Source organism: Microbacterium altimontanum (assembly GCF_058349865.2).
Genome location: NZ_JBYRJB020000001.1, coordinates 441,716 through 461,757, shown reverse-complemented (window position 1 = coordinate 461,757; position 20,042 = coordinate 441,716). Strand labels below are relative to the sequence as shown.

The following is a 20,042-nucleotide window of genomic DNA, read 5'->3' as shown; positions in this document are numbered from 1 at the left end:
AAACTCCGCGAACCGCGGGGAAACTCCGCGAACCGCGGGCAACTCGGCGAACCGCGGGGCAACTCGGCGAACCGAGGGGCAACTCGGCGATGGGGCGGGGGACTCGGTGCCGGGATCTAGGCTGAGTCGGTGAGCAGGAACGACGGGAAACGCAGCGACACCGTCGTCGGCGGATTCTTCGCCTTCTGCGCGTATCTGCTCTGGGGCCTGTTCCCGCTCTACTTCCTCACGCTGCTGCCGACCGGGCCGTGGGAGGTCGTCGCCTGGCGGGTGCTGCTCTCGCTCGTCTTCTGCGCGCTCGCGTTGACCGTCACCCGCGGCTGGCCCGCGCTGGCGCGGATCGTCCGCAGCCCGCGACTCCTCATGCTGATGGCCGTCGCCGGCATCCTCATCTTCGTCAACTGGACGGTCTACCTCATCGCGACCCTCAACGGTCATGTGATCGAGGCCAGCCTGGGTTACTTCATCAACCCGATCGTCACGGTGCTGCTCGGGGTGCTCGTGCTGCACGAGCGGCTCCGCCCTGCACAGTGGACGGCGATCGGCATCGCCGTCGTCGCGGTCGGCGTGATCGTCGTCGGCTATGGGCAGGTGCCGTGGATCGCGCTCACCCTCGCCTTCTCGTTCGGCCTGTACGGGCTCACGAAGAACCGCGTCGGCTCGTCGGTCGACGCGCTCAGCGGGCTGACCCTGGAGACGGCATGGCTCAGCCCCGTCGCGGCCGGAATGCTGATCTGGGTCTCGGCGACGAGCGGCATCACGATGGGCACCGCCGGCGTGGGCCACGGCATCCTCCTCGCACTCGCGGGAGTCGTCACGGCGGTGCCGCTGCTGTTCTTCGCCGCGGCGACCCGTCGTGCCCCGCTGAGCCTCGTCGGACTGCTGCAGTTCCTCACGCCGATCCTGCAGTTCCTCACCGGCGTGGTCATCCTGCACGAGGACATGCCGGCGGAGCGCTGGGCCGGCTTCGCGCTGGTGTGGGTGGCACTGGTGGTGCTCACCGTCGACTCCCTGCGCCAGGCACGTCGCCCGCGGGGCGCCACGGATGTCGCCGACCTCGCGTGACGGGGCCCGGGAAGCTCGCCGCCTGACCGGACGCGGGACGCTCGCCGCGTGACTGGACCCGGGAGGCTCACCGACCCGCGTGACCGGCGGGATCGTTAGCGACCCGATACCTCTCCGACGCCCGCGCAGCGCGCCGTGCCCATAGGGTAGGAGCACTCATCGTGGCAGCGACTGCCACGTTCAAGCAAAGGAGCACCATGAACGGACTGAGAGGCCTGCGCCGCGGCAGAGCTATCACGGCGATCGCCCTCGCGGGGGCGGCGGCCGTGGTGATGGCTGGCTGCAGCAGCACACCCGCGGCCTCGCCGAGCGACACGAGCGGCGGGAAGAAGGGGCCGGCGACCGAACTGACGTTGAAGCTCGGCTCATTGCTGCCGCAGACCGGGTCGCTGGCGTTCCTCGGTGCGCCCATGGAGGCCGGCGTCGCGCTCGCCGTCGACCAGATCAACCAGGCGAAGGCCGGCGTGACGATCGACCTCTCGCAGGCCGACGAGGGCGACACCGACACCAAGGCGTACGAGACCTCCATCGAGAAGCTCAAGAGCCAGGGCATCACCGCTCTTGTCGGCGCAGCATCGTCGAGCGTCACCAAGCTGATCATCGACGGCAACATCGGCGCGGGCATCCTCACCGTGTCGCCGTCGAACACCTCGGCGGACTTCTCGGGCCTGAACCCGCTGTACTTCCGCACGGCGCCCAGTGACAACCTCCAGGGTGAGGTGCTGGGCAACGAGGCAGCCGAGGACGGCGCCACCACGCTCGGGATCATCTACCAGAACGACGGCTACGGCACCGGGCTGGCGAACGCGATCAAGAGCACGTTCGAGAGCACCGGCGGCAAGGTCGTCGCGGAGGCGTCGTACAACGTCGGCGACGGCCAGTTCGACGCCCAGGTCTCGACGATCGCGGCGGCGAAGCCCGACGCCGTCGCCGTCGTGTCCTACGACCAGTTCAAGACGATCGCGCCGCTGCTGGGCAACGCCGGTATCGACACCGGCAAGCTCTACCTGGTCGACGGCAACCTGTCGAACTACGCGAAGGACAACCTGTCGGTCAAGCTCAAGGGCTCGAAGGGCACTCGTGCCGGCGCCGTTCTGCCGGACGACTTCCTCGACCAGCTCAACAAGGTGTGGACGGGTGCCGGCAACAAGCCGATCAACGACGTCACGTACTCCGCGGAGGCGTACGACGCCGTGAACCTGATCGCGCTGTCGGCTCTCGCGTCCGGCTCGGTCAAGGGCACCGACATGGCCGGCAAGATGCGTGAGGTCTCGGGCGGCTCGGGCGACGGCAAGAAGTGCAAGACGTTCGCCGAGTGTGCCGAGATCATCAACGGCGGCGGAACCGCCGACTACGACGGTCTGTCGGGTGAGGTCACGTTCGACGAGAACAACGATCCGGCTGGGGCCGCCATCGGCGTCTACCAGTACGGCGACGACAACAACAACACGCGGATCAAGTAATCCCGCGTGACAGGGGGCCCGGATGCGTCGCATCCGGGCCCCTCCTCGTCGGCGCTCCGTCGCGAGTGGCGCGACGCGCGATGCGGTCAGGCGACCTCGTCCTGGCCCAGGGTGCCCAAGTACAGGCCGATGACCTTCGGATCGTTCAGCAGGTCGCGGCCGGTGCCCTCGTAGGCGTCGCGCCCCTGATCGAGGACGTATCCCCGGTCGCAGATCTGCAGGCACCGGCGGGCGTTCTGCTCGACCATGATGGTCGTGACACCGGCCTTGTTGATGTCGGAGACGCGGATGAACGCGTCGTCCTGTCGCACCGGCGACAGGCCCGCGGAGGGCTCGTCGAGCAGCAGCACCGAGGGGTCCATCATCAGGGCGCGCGACATGGCGACCATCTGCCGCTCGCCGCCCGAGAGCGAGCCGGCGCGCTGGTTCAGGCGCTTGCCCAGCTCGGCGAAGATCCCGGTGACGAACTCCAGCCGCTCCTTGTAGATCTTCGGATTCTGGTAGAGGCCCATCTGCAGGTTCTCGGCGATGCTCAGCGACGGGAAGACGTTGTTCGTCTGCGGCACGAAGGCCACCCCCCGCGCGACGAGCTTGTCGGCCTTCAGTCCGACGATGCTCTCGCCGTCGACGGTGATGCTGCCGCCGCGCACCTGCACCATGCCGAAGATCGCCTTCAGGAGCGTCGACTTGCCGGCCCCGTTCGGGCCGATGATGCCGATGAGCTCGCCCTTGCGGGCGACGAGGTTCGCTCCGTTGAGGATGTTCACGCCCGGCAGATAGCCGGCGTGCACATCCGTCAGCTCGACGACGGCTTCGGTCGACGCGTCAGCACCGATCGTCATGACTGCTCCTCCTCGGCGTCCTCGGCTTCGATCTCGGCTTCCGCCTCGGCCTCGATGACCTCGCGTGCCCTCGCGGCCGCTGCGGTGTCGGTGACCACGTCAATCCTGCCCGTGACAGCCCCGAGGTCGAGGTCCTGATGGGCGCCCAGGTAGGCGTCCACCACAGCGGGATCCTCCATGACGGTGTGCGGCGGGCCCTCGGCGACGACCTTCCCCTCCGCCATGACGACGACCCAGTCGGCGATGTGGCGGACCATGTGCATGTCGTGCTCCACGAACAGCACCGTCATCCCCAGGTCCTTGAGTTCGAGGATGTGGCTGAGCAGCGACTGCGTGAGGGCCGGGTTCACTCCGGCCATCGGCTCGTCCAACATCACCAGCGTCGGATCGCTCATGAGGGCCCGCGCCATCTCCAGCAGCTTGCGCTGACCGCCGGACAGCGACGCGGCGAAGTCCTTCTCCTTCGTGTCGAGCTTGAAGCGGGTCAGCAGCGCGTGTGCGCGCTCCTCGATCTCACGCTCCTGCGCACGCCAGACGAACGGCAGCAGGCTCGACCAGAACCGCTCGCCGCGCTGATGTGTGGCGCCGAGCTTCATGTTCTCCAGCACCGTCAGCAGCGACAGCGACTTGGTGAGCTGGAACGTGCGCACCTGCCCCATTCGGGCGACCTTGAACGAGGGGATGCCCGAGATGCGCTTGCCATCGAACGACCAGTCGCCGCTGTTGGGTCTGTCGAAACCGCAGAGCAGGTTGAACAGTGTGGTCTTGCCGGCGCCGTTCGGACCGATCAGGGCCGTGATGGCCCCGCGCGGGATCTCGAGATGGTCGACGTCGACGGCGGCGAGACCGCCGAAGCGGCGCTGCACCCCGTCGGCGACGAGGATCGGGTCGACCTTGGGCACGCCGGGTGCCGCGGGTCCCTTCGCGAGTCCCGTGGCCATCGGGCGGTGACCGGTCGGCGCTGTCTCGTGCGGCTGCTTACTTGACAAAGGTCATCTCCCTCTTGTCACCGAGGATGCCCTGCGGGCGGAAGATCACGATCAGCATCAGCGCGACACCGGCGAGGATCCACCGCACGGTCTCGGCCTGCGGTCCGCTCATCGGGAGCAGACCGTGCGTGGCCATCTGGGGGAGCAGGTTGCCGAGGAAGGCGAACAGCATCCAGAACAGCACTGCTCCGAGGGTCGGCCCGAACACCGTCGCGGCGCCGCCGAGGAGCAGCACCGTCCACAGGAAGAACGTCAGCGACGTGGAGTAGCTGCCGGGCACGACCGCCGACGGGAGCACGAAGACGATGCCGGCCATCGCGCCGATGACGCCGCCGACGACGAGCGCCTGCATCTTGTAGGCGAAGACGTTCTTGCCGAGCGAGCGCACGGCATCCTCGTCTTCGCGGATGCCCTTGAGCACCCGGCCCCAGGGGCTGCGCATGAGCGCCCACACCAGGAGGATCGCCAACGCGAGCATGATCAGGCCGAACACACGGTTCCACAGATCGACCTCGGAGTAGCGCCAGGGGCCGAACCCGTAGGTGCCCGGCGGGAACGGATTGGCATTCCAGAACCCGCCCTTCTCGCTGTACCCGCGCAGGCCCTCCGCCGAGTTCGTCCACTTGTCGAAGACCTGGGTGAGGAACAGCAGCCGCACGATCTCTGCGGCGGCGATCGTCGCGATCGCGAGATAGTCGGCGCGCAGGCGCAGGGTCGGCACGCCGAGCAGCAGGCCGAACACGGCTCCGCCGGCCAATCCGATGAGCATGCCCAGCCACCACGGCGCCCCGAAGCTGAGGACCGAGATGGCGTAGCCGTAGCCGCCGATCGCCATGAACCCGGCCATGCCGAAGTTCAGCAGGCCCGCATAGCCGAAGTGCACGGCGAGGCCGGTGGCGGCCAGCGCGTAGGCGATGGTCACCGGGCTGAACAAGTACGCGGCGGTGTTGCCGAAGATCGCTCCGAAGTCCATGCCTCAGCCCAGCCTTTCCTTGCGGCCGAACAGGCCCTGGGGCCTGACGAGCAGGATCACGATCAGCGCGACGAGCGCGCTGGCGTACTTGAGATCCGACGGGATCCACAGGGTCGACACCTCGACGGCGATGCCCACGATGATCGACCCGATCAGCGCGCCGAGCGTCGAACCGAGACCGCCCAGCGTGATCGCGCAGAACATCAGGAGGAGCATCTGCATGCCCATGTCCCACTTCACGCCGGGACGGAAGTACGTCCAGAGGACGCCCGAGATCGCGGCGAGTGTGCCGGCGAGGATCCAGACGATGCGAATGACCTTGTCGACGTCGATGCCCGACGCGGCGGCAAGCTGCGGATTGTCCGAGATCGCCCGCGTCGCCTTTCCGATCCGGGTACGGGTGAGGAAGAGGCCCATCGCGATGATCACGGCCAGGCTGACGACCATGCCGATGATGTCGATGTACGAGAGCGAGATCGGCCCGAGCTTCATCGGGGTCGGGCTTGCACCCGGCAGCTGATAGGTGCCGCCGCCGATCAGGAACTGCAGCACATACCGCAGCGCCAGGGACAGGCCGATGCTCACGATCATGAGCTGGACGACGCCCAAGCCGCGGCGCCGCAGCGGCCTCCAGAGGCCCGCGTCCAGTGCCCAGCCGAGCAGCGCCCCGCCGACGACAGCGGCCGCGATGCCGAGCCACAGCGGCAGGTTCCAGAGCGACGTGGCCAAGAGCGCGACCACACCGCCCCACGTCACCATCTCGCCATGTGCGAAGTTGGACAGCCGAGTGGTGCCGTAGATGAGAGCCGCGCCCATCGAGGCGAGCGCCAGGAGCAGGCCGAAGTTGATGCCGCCTACAGTGCGGGAGAGCAGCTGATCGGCGAACGACACGGTGATCCGCTCACCTGCGCCGAGGAACAGGTTGACGATCTTCGTGCCGGTCAGACCGAATTCGGCGTCGAACGAGCCGGTGGTGCCCGAGACCGGCTCGACGCCGGTGGGGAGCTGGGATGCGTCGACGATCACGCCCTTGGGAAGGGTGTCCTCGTCGACGCTCAGCGTGTACGAGCCCTTCTTCGGCACGTACAGACGCCACTTGCCTTCGGCGTCGGTCTTGGTCTCGGCTGTGAATCCCTCGCCGTCGACCGACACGACGACGCCCTCGATCGGCTCGCCCTTGTAGGTGACGTTGCCGCCGAAGTAGAACGAGGTCTTCGGGGCGTTCTCGTCGGCGGGCAAGATGCCCGTGGCCGTTGCCGCCACGACAGTGTCCGCGGACGCGACGGCCGAGGTCGAGTCGGATGCGGCCGAGGCCGAGAATGCCGGTTGAACGAGGAGCAGAAGAGCCGCCGCCGCGGCGCCCAGCAGCGCGATGCGCCATCTGAATGGTCGGCGAAGCGCCGCTGTCCTGTGTCTCACGCAACCTCCACATCGAGTTCGCCGCGGCGCCGTCGGGTCTCGCTGCGCCGCCCAGCGCGATGTCACGAGCGTAGCCTGACCGAAGACCGAACTCCTATCGGCGCGGCGCGATCGTGCGCGGTTCGTGATACCCGCCCCGGCCCGGCGCCGTTGCAGAGCGGCTTCCCAGTCATGCGGGAATGTCCGGGCCGCGTCGGCGCTTAGACTGTGATGACGGCACGGATCTCGCCGCTGCATCGGCCCTGTTCGCATCGGCTCTGCCTGTATGGGCTCTGTGTCGCCCCGCCGCGATCCGCCACGCGCCCCGGGCGCGAGAGGAGCCTTCATGGAACAGCCCGATCCCTTCGGCTTCGTCGGTCTCACGTACGACGACGTCCTGCTCCTGCCGGGGCACACCGACGTCATCCCCAGCGAGGCGGACACCTCCTCGCGCGTGACCCGGCGCATCACGGTCGCCACCCCGCTGATCTCGGCGGCGATGGACACCGTGACCGAGGCGCGGATGGCGATCGCCATCGCACGCCAGGGCGGGCTCGGCATCCTCCACCGCAACATGTCGATCGCCGATCAGGCGAGCATGGTCGACCAGGTCAAGCGCAGCGAGTCGGGCATGATCACCGACCCGATCACGACCAGTCCCGACGCGACGATCGAAGAGGTCGATGCGCTGTGCGCGCAGTACCGCATCTCGGGTCTTCCCGTGGTCGACGAGGAACGGCACCTCCTCGGCATCATCACGAACCGTGACATGCGGTTCGTGTCGGGCTTCGAGCGGCAGACCACGAAGGTGCGCGATGTGATGACAAGCGAGGGGCTGATCACCGGCAAGGTCGGGATCAGCGCCGGCGAGGTCATCGCCACGTTCGCGAAGCACCGCGTCGAGAAGCTTCCGCTGCTCGACGACGACGGCAAGCTCGCCGGGCTCATCACGATCAAGGACTTCGACAAGAGCGAGAAGTACCCGCTCGCCACGAAGGACGAGCACGGCCGGCTGCGCGTGGGCGCCGCGATCGGGTTCTTCGGCGACGCGTGGGAGCGGGCCGAGGCGCTGCGCGACGCCGGCGTCGACGTCGTCGTCGTCGACACGGCGAACGGCCAGTCGGCCGGCGTGATCGACATCATCGGCCGGCTGAAGGCCGACCCGAGCTTCGCGCACATCGACGTCATCGGCGGCAACGTCGCGACCCGGGAGGGGGCGCAGGCGCTCATCGACGCGGGCGTCGACGCCGTCAAGGTCGGCGTGGGGCCGGGCTCGATCTGCACGACCCGCATCGTCGCCGGCGTCGGCGTGCCGCAGGTCACGGCCGTGTACGAGGCGTTCCTCGCCGCCCGTGAGGCGGGCGTGCCGGTAATCGCCGACGGCGGTCTGCAGTACTCCGGCGACATCGCCAAGGCGCTCGTCGCCGGAGCTGACGCCGTGATGATCGGCTCCCTGTTCGCCGGGACGGATGAGGCGCCCGGCGAGATCGTGTTCCAGGGCGGCAAGCAGTTCAAGCTGTACCGCGGCATGGGCTCGCTCGGCGCGCTGCAGACGCGCGGCAAGAAGACGTCGTATTCCAAGGACCGCTACTTCCAGGCCGATGTGCCCAGCGACGACAAGCTCATCCCCGAGGGGATCGAGGGTCAGGTCGCGTATCGCGGGCCCGTCGCCGCCGTGGCGTATCAGCTCATCGGAGGGCTGCGTCAGTCGATGTTCTACGTCGGCGCGCGCACGATCGAAGAGCTCAAGGCACGTGGCCGATTCGTCCGGATCACGGCCGCCGGTCTCAAAGAGTCGCACCCCCACGACGTGCAGATCGTGGTCGAGGCGCCCAACTACAAGAAGTAGTGCGCCCGGGCCGGGGCATCCTGCTCCGATGACGACCGAGACCGACGGCCCGCCGGTCGGTCGAGGCGGCGCAGGTAGGCTGGAACCGTGAGCATGGACATCGAGCTCGGACGCGCCAAGCGCGCCCGGCGGGCCTACACGTTCGACGACATCGCCGTGGTGCCCTCGCGGCGCACGCGCAACCCGGAGGACGTGTCGACCGCCTGGTCGATCGACGCCTACCAGTTCGCGGTGCCCGTGATCGGCGCGCCGATGGACTCGGTCGTGAGCCCCCAGACCGCGATCATGCTCGGCCAGCTCGGCGGCCTCGGCATCCTCGACCTCGAGGGCCTGTGGACCCGCTACGACGACCCCGAGCCCCTGCTCGTCGAGATCGCCACGCTCGACGACGGCGACGCGACCCGCCGCATGCAGGAGATGTACGCCGAGCCGATCAAGCCGGAGCTCGTGCGCGACAGGCTCGCACAGATCCGCGAGGCGGGCGTCACGGTCGCCGGATCGCTCACTCCGCAGCGCACGCAGGACCTCTACGAGACCGTCGTCGCCGCGGGCGTCGATCTGTTCGTCATCCGCGGCACCACCGTCTCGGCCGAGCACGTCTCGTCGGTCGCCGAGCCGCTGAACCTCAAGAAGTTCATCTACGACCTCGACGTGCCCGTCATCGTGGGCGGCGCCGCGACCTACACCGCGGCCCTGCACCTCATGCGCACCGGTGCCGCCGGCGTGCTCGTGGGCTTCGGCGGGGGAGCGGCATCCACGACCCGCGCCACACTCGGCCTGCACGCCCCGATGGCGACGGCCGTCGCGGATGTCGCGGGGGCGCGCCGCGACTACATGGACGAGTCGGGCGGCCGGTACGTGCACGTGATCGCCGACGGCGGCGTCGGCACGTCGGGCGACATCGTGAAGGCGCTCGCGATGGGCGCCGACGCCGTCATGCTCGGCGTGGCCCTCGCGCGCGCGACGGATGCGCCCGGCCGTGGCTTCCACTGGGGTCCCGAGGCGCACCACCCGCAGCTGCCCCGCGGCCGCCGCGTCCACGTTGACCAGGTCGCGCCGCTCGAGGAGATCCTCTACGGGCCGGCGCCCGTCGCCGACGGGACCGCGAACCTCATCGGCGCGCTGCGCAAGTCGATGGCCACGACCGGCTACTCCGACCTGAAGGAGTTCCAGCGGGTCGAGGTCGTCGTGGCACCCTACGGCGTGGACTGACCGCCCGCCGGAATGAGCACGACCGGAATGAGTACGCAGCGAGGTCAGGTCGACGACCTGCCCGAGGTGTTCCCGCCGACGCTGCGGGAGGTCATGCTGCGGCCCCGCTGGCTCGCGATGCTCGGCCTGTGCCTCGTCGTCGCCGGGGTGTTCGCGTGGCTCGGGCAGTGGCAGCTCGGCCGCGCCCTCGACACCGTCGCGTCGGAGCCGGAGCAGACCGAGACGGTCGTCCCGATCTCCGACGTGGTCAAGCCGGGCGCCTACCTCAACGCGCCCCTGGTGGGTCAGAAGGTGCAGGCGCACGGCGCGTTCGTGCCGGGTGACTTCCTCGTCGTGTCGCGCCGCATGAACGACGACGTCGAGGGCTTCTGGGTGACCGGCCAGTTCCGCCTCGACGACGCGACGCCGACGTCGCTCGCCGTGGCGGTGGGCTGGGCCCCGACGCTGCAGAAGGCGCAGGATGCCGCAGCCGAGCTCAACGCGAAGGGCGCCGATGTCTCGACTGTCACGGGCCGCCTGATCTCCGACGAGGGCCCTGCCGTGCCCCGCCGTGACGACCCGTTCGCGCTCACCACGATGTCGCCGGCGGCACTGCTCAGCCGCTGGCACGATACCGCCGGGCTGGATGTGTACCGGCCGTACCTGACGTCCGATGCGGCGATCGGCGGCCTCGTCACGATCTCCTCGCACGTGCCCGAGGACCACAGCGGGCTCAACTGGCTGAACCTCTTCTACGCCGCCGAGTGGGCGGTCTTCGCGGGCTTCGCGTTCTATCTCTGGTACCGGCTCGCGAAGGACGCGTGGGAGAAGGAAGTCGAGGAGCTCGAGGACTCCTCCGGCGAGCCTTCTGCCGGCTGACGCACCCGTCTCCCGGCTGGCGCAGCTCTCTGCGCCGCGCGGTTCGGCGACGCATCCGTCTGGCTCATGAGAGGCAGATGAACTTTGAGCGAACGCCATTGAGGATGTCGACGGCCCTCCATAGGCTCGCAGGATGCGGCTCGCTGAGCGCTCGCTGAGAGTCGGCGATGTGCTCGCTGAAGAGCCGGTCTGCCATCCCACGAGGAGGAAACTGCATGAACTCCGTCCGCGATGATGCCGCCGCCGTGCGCGTGTCGTCCCTTCGTCCCCCGCATGGAGCGGGTCACCGGCGCGCGGCCGGCCTTGCCGTCGCGACGGTCGCGGCGCTCGCCGTCGGCGCGATCGGCGCCGCACCCGCCTTCGCCGCCGACCCACCGACGCCCACGAACACGATCGCCGAAGTGCAGGGGACGGGCGACGCCTCGCCGCTGGCGGGCAAGACCGTCACCGTGCAGGGCGTCGTCACGGCCGACTACCGCGTCGGCGGATACAAGGGCATCGTCATCCAGACGCAGGGCTCGGGCGGCGCGGAGGATGCGACGCCGGGCGCCTCCGACGGCATCTTCGTCTACCTCAATGCGCTCGCTCCGACGCTCGCGATCGGCGACCTCGTCTCGGTCACCGGCGCCGTGAGCGAGTACTTCGGTCAGACGCAGATCTCGCCGAAGGTGCTCGCCGACGTGGTCGTGGTCACCCCCGACGCGGGCGTTCCCGCGGCCACACCGCTGCCCACGAGCGTGGTGGGCAGCGACCGCGAGCAGTACGAGAACATGTTCGTCGCGCCGACCGGCTCCTACCGGCTGGCGTCGAGCCACCAGCTCTACAACTTCGGGACGCTGTGGCTCGACCCCGACGAGCTGAACGTCAAGAACACCGAGACCACCAGGCCCGGCGCCGAGGCGAACGCGATCGCGGCGGAGAACCGGGCGCGCCGCATCCTGCTCGACGACGGATGGTCGGTGCAGATCTCGAACAAGACCCATGACGGCGACCAACCGTACTTCACGAAGGACACCGTCGTCCGCAATGGCGACAAGGTCGGCTTCTCCGACCGCGGGTACATCCTGCAGTACGGCTTCGACGACTGGCGTCTGCAGCCGGTGGTCCCGATCAACGACGGGAGCCCCGCCGCCGACAAGGTCACGTTCGACCAGTCGAACCCGCGGCCGGCCGCCCCGCCGAAGGTCGGCGGCGACGCACAGGTCGCGTCGTTCAACGTCTACAACTACTTCACGACGCTGCAGAGCGAGAACCCGGATGCGCGCGGCGCGAAGACCGCGGCGCTGCTCGCCGTCCAGCGTTCGAAGATCGTCGCGGCGATCAACGGGCTCGGCGCGGAGATCGTGACGCTTATGGAGATCGAGAACTCGGTGAAGTTCGGCAAGCCCGCCGACACTGCGCTGAAGGATCTCGTCGCCGCGCTGAACGCGGATGCCGGCTCCGACGCGTGGGGATACATCCCGACGCCGGCGGCCCTGCAGAACGCCGCGACCACCGACGTCATCACGAACGCCATCATCTACAAGAAGAATGCCGTCACCCCCGTGGGCGACGCCGCCACCGTGAGCGACGAGACGGTCTGGGGCAACGCGCGCGAGCCGATTGCGCAGACGTTCGACGTCGACGGGCGCACGATCTCCGTGATCGCGAACCACCTGAAGTCGAAGTCGCCGCCGGAGGGCGGCGGCGACGAGCCGGCCGACGGGCAGGGCTTCTTCAACGCCGACCGCGTCGCGCAGGCGAAGTCGGTGCTCGCGTTCGCCAAGGACGTCCAGGATGCCTCGGGAAGCGGCGACGTGCTGCTGGTCGGCGACTTCAACTCGTACAGCGAGGAAGACCCGATCGAGGTGTTCCGCACGGCCGGCTGGTCCGACCTCGTCGCCGACAAGACCGACGGCCAGTACACCTACACGTTCGACGGCGAGCTCGGCTCGCTCGACCACGTCATCGCGTCGCCGTCGCTGACCGCGTCGATCACCGGCGCCGGCGTCTGGGGGATCAACTCCCCGGAGTGGAGCGACCGGGGCTACTCGTTCGGCGCGGCCGAGGCGGGCACGCCGTACCGGTCGAGCGACCACGATCCGATCATCGTCGGGGTCAGCAGCACGCTGCCGCCCGTCGACATCGATGTCGTGACGATCAACGACTTCCATGGGCGGATCGAGGCCGACGGCGCCTCGGGTGGGGCTGCGGCGCTCGCGACCGCGGTGAAGCAGGTGCGCGAGAGCAACCCGAACACGATCTTCGCGGCCGCCGGCGACCTCATCGGCGCGTCGACGTTCACCTCGTTCATCGACGACGACAACCCCACGATCGACGCGCTGAACGCGGCGGGGCTCGAGGTGAGCGCCGCCGGCAACCACGAGTACGACAAGGGCTGGGCAGATCTGCGCGACCGCGTGCAGGACCGCGCCGACTGGGAGTACATCAACTCCAACGTCGTGCTGCGGTCGACCGGCAAGCCGGCGCTCGCCCCCTCGTGGGTGAAGAACGTCGACGGCGTGCGGGTCGGTTTCATCGGCGCGGTGACCGAGGCGCTCGGCTCACTGGTGTCGCCCGACGGCATCGCCGAGCTCGAGGTGAAGGACATCGCCGACTCGGTCAACGCCGCCGCCGACGACCTCACCGACGGCGACGCGTCCAACGGCGAGGCCGACGTCATCATCCTGCTCGTGCACGAAGGGGCCGAGACGACCGACCTGTCGAGCATCACGCCCGACTCCCCGCTCGGCGAGATCGTGAACCGCGTGGACGACGACGTGGACGCCATCGTGTCGGCGCACACGCACCTCGTGTACAACCACGTCATCGACGGGCGCCCTGTCGTCTCGGCCGGTCAGTACGGCGAGAACTACGGGCTCATGACGCTCAAGGTCGACCCGAAGACGAAGGATCTGCTGTCGATCAGCAACGAGGTCAAGCCGCTCGCCGCCGACGGCAAGCCGCTGTACGACGCCGATCCTGCCGTGCAGCAGATCGTGGATGCGGCGAAGGCGAAGGCCGACGTGCTCGGCGCGAAGAAGGTCGGTGACATCACCGCCGACTTCAACCGGGCTCGGCAGAGCAACGGCACCACGGAGAACCGCGGAGGCGAGTCGACGCTCGGCAACTTCGTCGCCGACGTGCAGAAGTGGTCGACGGGCGCCGACGTTGCACTGATGAACCCCGGTGGGCTCCGCAAGGACCTCACGTACGCGTCGACCGGCGAGGGCGACCCCGACGGCAACCTCACCTACCGCGAAGTCGCCACCGTGCAGCCGTTCGCCAACACGCTCGTCACGATGACGCTCACCGGCGCCCAGCTGAAGAAGGTGCTCGAGGAGCAGTGGCAGCCGGCGGGAGCGAGCCGGCCGTTCCTCAAGCTCGGCGTGTCGAAGGAGCTGGCCTACACGTACGACCCGGTCGCCGCTGCCGGATCGCACATCGGCACCATGACGCTCAGCGGCAAGACCGTCACCTCCGACGGCCCGTACACGGTCGCGGTGAACTCGTTCCTCGCCGCCGGTGGTGACAACTTCACCACCCTGGCGTCGGGGACGAACAAGGCCGACACCGGAAAGGTCGACCTGCAGTCGATGGTCGACTGGTTCGAGGCGAACAAGACCGCGACCCCGGATCTGGCGCAGCGCGCCGTGGGCGTCTCGCTCAGCGCGCCCGACGCCGATGGGTACAGCGCCGGCGACACCGTCACCGCGAAGCTCTCCTCGCTCGCGTTCAGCGCGGCGGAGAAGGCGCCCGGTGACGTGTCGATCTCGCTCGGCGACACGGTGCTCGCCAGCGGTGCCGTCGATCCCACGGTCGTCGACACCACCGACGAAGTGGGTCGCGCGACGCTGACGTTCACCGTCCCTGCCGGCGTGACCGGCGCCCGGGCGCTGACGATCTCGGTCGCGGGCACGGGCACGGGCACGCAGGTGCCGTTCGAGATCACCGGGTCGGGCGGCGGCGGCGAGTTCGCCGGCACGATCGACGTCGGCAAGGGCACCGTCGCCGCGGGCAAGAAGCTCGCGGTGACCGGCCAGGGGTTCGAGGCGGGCGAGACCCTCACCGTGCAGCTGCGCGGCAAGAAGGGCGTGACGGTGCCCCTCGGCACCGTGACGGCCGACGCGAAGGGCGCGTTCACCGCGTCGCCGACGGTGCCCACGTCGACGCATCCCGGCAAGTACACCCTCGCGGTGGCGCAGGCCGACGGTGACGAGGCGACGGCGACCGTGCACGTCAACCGCGCCGGCGGCGGAGGAAACGGGCACCTGGGCGCGCTGTTCGACTGGCTGTGGGACCTGCTCTCGCGGATCTTCGGCTGACCCTCCGGTGAACCGACGGCCGACGGATGCCGAGCACGCCGCTCGCATCCGCCGGCCGTCGGCGTTCGGCCCAACGCCGGGCGGGCGCCCAGGGCCGCACGGGTAGACTTGGCCCCATGCCCCTCGCCCCGAAGCTGGCGTCGTTCCCTGCCATCCGCGGCGCCCTCAAGCTCTACCAGATCTGCTCGCTCATCACCGGTACGTTCCTGCTGCTGCTGGTCGCCGAGATGATCATGAAGTACGGCTTCCACACAGAACTGTTCCTCGGCGGCTCGAGCGGATTCCTCGCGTTCTCGCCGGTGGGCGTCGACGGGGAGTCGACGGGGACCGGCCTCAACCTCAACATGACGATCCTCGTCGTGCATGGCTGGTTCTACGTCGTGTACCTCTTCAGCTGCTTCCGGGTGTGGAGCCTCATGCGCTGGCAGTTCTGGCGCTTCATCATGCTGGCCGCCGGCGGCGTCGTGCCGTTCCTGTCGTTCATCATGGAGGCCATCGTCGCCCGCGACGTGAAGCGCTACCTCGCGGAGCGCGAGCAGTCGGCCGCATCCCAGACCACCCCCGCCCCTGAAGGAGCCCGGTGACCGAGACCACTCAGACCGCGCAGCGTCCGGTCCTCGTCGTCGACTTCGGTGCGCAGTACGCGCAGCTGATCGCGCGCCGCGTGCGCGAAGCGGGCGTGTACAGCGAGATCGTGCCGCACACCGCGTCCGCCGCCGACATCGCGGCGAAGAATCCCGTGGCGCTCATCCTGTCGGGCGGGCCCTCTTCGGTGTACGAGGAGGGGGCGCCGCAGCTCGACTCCGCGGTGTTCGACCTCGGCGTGCCGACGCTCGGCATCTGCTACGGCTTCCAGTTCATGGCGCGCGCGCTCGGCGGCGAGGTCGCGAACACGGGACTGCGGGAGTACGGGGCGACGGATGCGTCGCTCACGGGCGACGGCGGAGTGCTGCTGGCCGGCCAGCCCGTCGAGCAGAACGTCTGGATGAGCCACGGCGACCAGGTCGCGAAGGCGCCCGAGGGGTTCGAGGTGCTCGCGAAGACCGCCGCCACCCCGGTCGCGGCGTTCGGCAGCGAGGAGAAGTGCTTCTACGGGGTGCAGTGGCATCCCGAGGTGAAGCACTCCGACCACGGTCAGCAGGTGCTGGAGAACTTCCTGCACAAGGCGGCCAGGCTCGACGCATCCTGGACCAGCGACAACGTCATCGCCGAGCAGGTCGAGCGCATCCGCTCCCAGGTGGGCGACGCCCGCGTGATCTCCGCCCTCTCGGGCGGGGTCGACTCGGCCGTGTCGACGGCGCTCGTGCACAAGGCGATCGGCGACCAGCTGACCGCGGTGTTCGTCGACCACGGGCTGCTGCGCAAGGGGGAGCGGGAGCAGGTCGAGCAGGACTACGTCGCGTCCACCGGCGTGCGCCTGGTCACGGTGGACGCCGCCGACACGTTCCTCGAGCAGCTGCAGGGCGTGACCGATCCGGAGCAGAAGCGCAAGATCATCGGGCGCGAGTTCATCCGCGCGTTCGAGAAGGCGCAGCTCGACCTCGTCGCCGAGGCGAAGGCGGAGGGTGCGCCGATCAAGTTCCTCGTGCAGGGCACGCTGTATCCCGACGTCGTCGAGTCGGGCGGCGGCGCCGGCACGGCGAACATCAAGAGCCACCACAACGTGGGCGGGCTGCCCGAGGATCTCGACTTCGAGCTCATCGAGCCCCTGCGGACCCTGTTCAAGGACGAGGTGCGTCAGATCGGCCGCGAGCTCGGCATCCCCGAGGCGATCGTGGGCCGGCAGCCGTTCCCGGGCCCGGGCCTCGGCATCCGGATCATCGGTGAGGTGACGCGCGAGCGGCTCGAGATCCTCCGCGAGGCCGACGCGATCGCCCGTGAGGAGCTCAGCAAGGCGGGGCTCGACGGCGAGATCTGGCAGTGCCCCGTGGTGCTCCTGGCCGACGTGCGCTCGGTCGGCGTGCAGGGCGACGGCCGTACGTACGGGCACCCGGTGGTGCTGCGTCCGGTCTCGAGCGAAGACGCGATGACCGCCGACTGGACGCGCCTGCCGTACGACGTGCTCGCGCGCATCTCGAACCGCATCACGAACGAGGTCCGCGAGATCAACCGCGTCGTGCTCGACGTGACGAGCAAGCCCCCGGCAACCATCGAGTGGGAGTAACCCCCACCCGCTGCCCCTCCGTTCGCCGAGTTGTCCCTCGGTTGGTCGAGTTGTCCCTCAGTTCGCCGAGTTGTCCCTCGGTTCGCGAGCGTTGTCGTGCCTTGACGCCCGAGCCGGGCAGGATGGATGAATGACCTCCGGCCCGACTGAGCACGCCGCAGCGCTGCCCGACGCCGCGTATGTCGTGCTCGCGAGCCGCGTCGCTCCGGCGCTCGACGGCGGATTCGCCGTCGCGGTGCCCTGGCGCGTGCGCCAGCTGCGCGACGCCGGCGCCCGGCGCCCGCTGCTCCTGACCGTCGATGCGGCCGACCCCGCGACCCACGCGGAATGGCGCGACGAGCTCGTCGCCCACGGACTGCTGCCGGATGCCGCATCCTGGCGCAATCTCTTCGACGATGCCGCCGCCGACCCCGCTTGGCTCTTCGCCGCCGCAGAACCGGGAGACGCCGACCCGACTCTGCCGCACCGGGAGATAACGGATGCGTCGGGCCGACCGCTCGTCTCCCTCCCCGTGGTCGAAGACCCTGCCTGGCACCTCACCGATGCCCCCGTCGTGATCCATGCACCCGGCGGCCGACGCATCCTGCGGGGCTTCCGGGGTCTCTATCGCGCCTGGCTCAAGCACGTCGTCGACGAGCTCCGCGACGGAAACCCCGACCGCCTCGTCGTCGTGGTGTGTGAAGCGCGCCAGGTCGGCGAGCTGCTCGTCGATTGGGACGATCCGCGCGTGCGCATCGTCCACACCGTGCACAACTCGCACCTGCCGGCGCCCTACGACGATCCCGGCGCCGAACTCGCCCCGCCGTGGGCGCGCTGGCTGGCGCACGTGCACGACTACGACGCCGTCCTCTGGCCGACGGCCGCACAGCGCGACGAGGTCGCGGCGCGGTTCGGCGGCGACGCGTCGTTCCATGTCGTGCCGAATCCCATCGATCCGGGACCCGAGCCGACGGATGCTGCTACCCGCGCCCCCGCGAAGGTCGTGATGGTGAATCGGCTCGCCGAGCAGAAGCGCATCGACCGCGCGGTCACGGCGTTTGAGCGTGTGCTGGCCTCCGTACCCGAAGCGACCCTCGACATCTACGGCGACGGTCCTCTGCGCGCCCAGCTGCAGGAGCTCATCGACGAGCGCGGCCTCACGGCTGCCGTCCGTCTGCACGGCACGATCACTCCCACCGAGCGCGATGCAGTCTTCGCCGAGGCCACACTCATGCTCGTCTCGGCCGCATTCGAGGGGCAGGGTCTCTCGATCGCCGAAGCGCTCGCGCGGGGGCTGCCGGTCGTGTCGTTCGACGTGCGGTATGGCCCCCGCGAGGTGATCGGCGACGGCGGCGTCGTGATTCCTCCCGGCGATGTCGAGGCGCTCGCCGAAGCCGTGATCGCGCTCCTCCGCGACCCCGACCGCCGTCGTTCTCTCAGCGCCCGGGCACGGCACGCGGCCCTGGCGTACGCCCCCGAGGCGATCCGGCCGGCGCTCGTGGCGGCGATCACCGCCGGCGCGCGGCGTCCCTCGCGCCGCGCCTGACCCGGGCGGCGGAGCGCCGGCACCGCGCCAGTCGCCGTTCAGACGGGGCTGTCGCCCACCGCGCGGCCGAACACCCGCTCGCCCCCATCCGCCCACCGCAGATCCACCCACGGCGGATCCCCGCGCACAGCGCCGCTGACCGCGCGACGCTGGTGGCATGACAGACGACACGAAGCCCCGGATGTTCGGCGAAGCCGCGCGTCGCGAGCTCTACGCACAGCGCGTCATCGTGCTCGACGGCGAGCTCGACGACGACAACGGCACCCTCCTCGCCACCCAGCTGCTCGCCCTCGCCGCCGAGGACGAGTCGGCCGACATCGCCCTGTGGATCCACTCGCCGGGCGGCTCGGTGCCGGCGATGCTCGCCATCCGCGACGTCATGCGACTCATCCCCAACGATGTCGCGACGCTCGTCCTCGGGATGGCGGCGAGCGCCGGCCAGTTCCTCCTCTCCGCCGGCACGAAGGGCAAGCGCCGTGCGCTGCCGCACTCCCGCGTGCTCATGCACCAGGGCTCGAGCGGATTCGGCGGCTCCGCCGTCGAGGTCGAGGCGCAGGCCGGCGACCTGCGGCAGCTGCGCGACACCGTGCTCGGCCTCATCGCCGACGACACCGGCCAGACGCCGGAGCGCGTCTTCGAGGACTCCCTGCACGACCGCTGGTACACCGCCGCGCAGGCGCAGGAGTACGGCTTCATCGACGGCATCGTGCGCGACTGGACCGAAGTCGTCCCGCGGCGCCGCCGACCCGTGGGTATCACCAGCGAAGGAGCAGCGGCATGAGCAGCTACAGCATCCCGAACGTCGTCGCCACCAACCCGCGCGGCGACCGCATCATGGACGTCTACTCGCACCTGCTCGCCGAGCGCATCGTGTACCTCGGTACCGCGATCGACGCCGGCGTCGCCAACGTGCTCATCGCGCAGCTCCTCCACCTCGACTCCGAGAGCCCCGACCGCGACATCCAGCTCTACATCAACAGCGAGGGTGGTGATCCGTCGGCGATGCTCGCGGTGTACGACACGATGCGCCACGTGCGGCCGGATGTCGCGACCACTTGCATCGGGCAGGCGGTCGGTGTCGGCGCCGTCATGCTCGCCGCCGGGGCACCCGGTAAGCGCGCCGTGCTGCCGCATGCCCGGGTGGTGCTGCACCAGCCGGCGGGGCAGGGCCGCGGCGCGATCCCGGACCTCATCGTGCAGGCCGACGAGCTCGTCCGCGTCCGCGGCGACGTGGAGCAGATCCTCGCCACGCACACGGGGCAGGATGCTGCGCGGTTGCGCGCCGACACAGATCGCGACCGCTTCTTCACGGCACAGGATGCGGTGGCCTACGGCCTCGCCGACCGGGTGCTCGAGGGTCGCTGAGCGAGGGGCGCAGCGACGAGTCGAAACGTGACCGC

Annotated in this window: 15 protein-coding genes; 11 read left to right on the top strand and 4 right to left on the bottom strand. The window is 69.5% G+C overall.

Features of this window, described 5'->3' with window-relative positions; all coding sequences use genetic code 11:
• Positions 1-129: 129 nt before the first annotated feature.
• Together rarD and AC3RX1_RS01960 are read left to right on the top strand one after the other, a co-directional pair.
• Positions 130-1,065 carry an EamA family transporter RarD gene (gene rarD / locus AC3RX1_RS01965; RefSeq protein ID WP_491499546.1) on the top strand — a complete coding sequence of 312 codons (936 nt, stop codon included), beginning with the start codon at positions 130-132 and terminating at the stop codon, positions 1,063-1,065.
• Positions 1,066-1,262: 197 nt separating this feature from the next.
• Positions 1,263-2,528, top strand: coding sequence for an ABC transporter substrate-binding protein (locus tag AC3RX1_RS01960; RefSeq protein ID WP_491499545.1), 1,266 nt, complete (start codon positions 1,263-1,265; stop codon positions 2,526-2,528).
• A gap of 86 nt (positions 2,529-2,614) precedes the next feature.
• Here AC3RX1_RS01960 and AC3RX1_RS01955 read toward each other — a convergent pair whose 3' ends face one another.
• The 4 genes from AC3RX1_RS01955 to AC3RX1_RS01940 are packed head-to-tail and all read right to left on the bottom strand — an operon-like array spanning position 2,615 to position 6,595.
• Complete coding sequence (locus AC3RX1_RS01955; RefSeq protein ID WP_491499544.1) at positions 2,615-3,370, bottom strand: ABC transporter ATP-binding protein; 756 nt, start codon at positions 3,368-3,370, stop codon at positions 2,615-2,617.
• Complete coding sequence (locus AC3RX1_RS01950; RefSeq protein ID WP_491499627.1) at positions 3,367-4,311, bottom strand: ABC transporter ATP-binding protein; 945 nt, start codon at positions 4,309-4,311, stop codon at positions 3,367-3,369. The genes AC3RX1_RS01955 and AC3RX1_RS01950 overlap by 4 nt, the downstream gene beginning before the upstream one ends.
• A 37-nt stretch (positions 4,312-4,348) precedes the next feature.
• The gene (locus AC3RX1_RS01945) at positions 4,349-5,332 is read right to left on the bottom strand and encodes a branched-chain amino acid ABC transporter permease (RefSeq protein WP_491499543.1); all 984 of its coding nucleotides are present in this window, start codon (positions 5,330-5,332) and stop codon (positions 4,349-4,351) included.
• Positions 5,333-5,335: 3 nt separating this feature from the next.
• Positions 5,336-6,595 (bottom strand): ABC transporter permease subunit, encoded by a 1,260-nt coding sequence (locus tag AC3RX1_RS01940; protein WP_491499542.1) that lies wholly within the window; start codon positions 6,593-6,595, stop codon positions 5,336-5,338.
• A gap of 481 nt (positions 6,596-7,076) precedes the next feature.
• Here AC3RX1_RS01940 and guaB point away from each other — a divergent pair, with 481 nt between their 5' ends.
• The 9 genes from guaB to AC3RX1_RS01895 all read left to right on the top strand — a co-directional run bounded on the left by guaB (position 7,077) and on the right by AC3RX1_RS01895 (position 20,007).
• Entirely contained in the window at positions 7,077-8,579 is a 1,503-nt protein-coding gene (gene guaB / locus AC3RX1_RS01935) for an IMP dehydrogenase (protein WP_491499541.1), read from the top strand.
• A 93-nt stretch (positions 8,580-8,672) separates the two neighbouring features.
• Positions 8,673-9,791, top strand: coding sequence for a GuaB3 family IMP dehydrogenase-related protein (locus tag AC3RX1_RS01930; RefSeq protein ID WP_491499626.1), 1,119 nt, complete (start codon positions 8,673-8,675; stop codon positions 9,789-9,791).
• A 27-nt stretch (positions 9,792-9,818) separates the two neighbouring features.
• Positions 9,819-10,649 (top strand): SURF1 family protein, encoded by an 831-nt coding sequence (locus tag AC3RX1_RS01925; protein WP_491499540.1) that lies wholly within the window; start codon positions 9,819-9,821, stop codon positions 10,647-10,649.
• Between the two features lie 215 nt (positions 10,650-10,864).
• A complete protein-coding gene (locus AC3RX1_RS01920; RefSeq protein ID WP_491499539.1) occupies positions 10,865-14,953 on the top strand; it encodes an ExeM/NucH family extracellular endonuclease in 4,089 nt (1,362 codons plus the stop codon).
• A gap of 116 nt (positions 14,954-15,069) precedes the next feature.
• Positions 15,070-15,537 (top strand): DUF3817 domain-containing protein, encoded by a 468-nt coding sequence (locus AC3RX1_RS01915; RefSeq protein WP_491499538.1) that lies wholly within the window; start codon positions 15,070-15,072, stop codon positions 15,535-15,537.
• On the top strand, positions 15,534-17,117 hold the full coding sequence (guaA, locus tag AC3RX1_RS01910; protein WP_491499537.1) for a glutamine-hydrolyzing GMP synthase: 1,584 nt from the start codon (positions 15,534-15,536) through the stop codon (positions 17,115-17,117). The genes AC3RX1_RS01915 and guaA overlap by 4 nt, the downstream gene beginning before the upstream one ends.
• A 130-nt stretch (positions 17,118-17,247) precedes the next feature.
• Positions 17,248-18,642, top strand: a complete 1,395-nt coding sequence (locus tag AC3RX1_RS01905) for a glycosyltransferase (RefSeq protein WP_491499536.1) — start codon at positions 17,248-17,250, stop codon at positions 18,640-18,642.
• A 157-nt stretch (positions 18,643-18,799) separates the two neighbouring features.
• Positions 18,800-19,423, top strand: a complete 624-nt coding sequence (locus tag AC3RX1_RS01900) for a ClpP family protease (protein WP_491499535.1) — start codon at positions 18,800-18,802, stop codon at positions 19,421-19,423.
• Complete coding sequence (locus tag AC3RX1_RS01895; protein WP_491499534.1) at positions 19,420-20,007, top strand: ClpP family protease; 588 nt, start codon at positions 19,420-19,422, stop codon at positions 20,005-20,007. Before AC3RX1_RS01900 ends, AC3RX1_RS01895 begins: the two co-directional genes overlap by 4 nt.
• Positions 20,008-20,042: the final 35 nt, after the last annotated feature.